Below are 369 nucleotides of genomic sequence, written 5' to 3' on the forward strand. Positions count from 1 at the left end.
GATACTGATGCTGAAGCTGATTGGCTAGCTGATACTGATGCGCTAGCTGATTGGCTAGCTGATACAGATGCTGAAGTGCTTTGGCTTGCAGATACTGATGCTGAAGTGCTTTGGCTAGCTGATACTGAAGCTGAAGTTGATTCACTTGCTGATACAGATGCTGAAGCTGATTGGCTTGCAGATACTGATGCGCTAGCTGATTGACTTGCTGATACAGACGCTGAAGCTGATTCACTTGCTGATACAGACGCTGAAGCTGATTGGCTAGCTGATACAGATACTGATGCTGAAGTGCTTTGGCTTGCTGATACAGACGCTGAAGCTGATTGACTTGAGCTTACAGACGCTGAAGCTGATTGACTTGCAGAT

Annotated in this window: 1 protein-coding gene; it reads right to left on the reverse strand. The window is 46.3% G+C overall.

The window, feature by feature from the left end; genetic code table 11:
- Nucleotides 1-369 (reverse strand): hypothetical protein (locus B7708_RS00065; protein WP_193431730.1); only part of this gene is annotated, 369 nt, incomplete at both ends.

It is taken from the genome of Streptococcus oralis subsp. dentisani (assembly GCF_002096615.1).
Classification (GTDB): domain Bacteria; phylum Bacillota; class Bacilli; order Lactobacillales; family Streptococcaceae; genus Streptococcus; species Streptococcus oralis_U.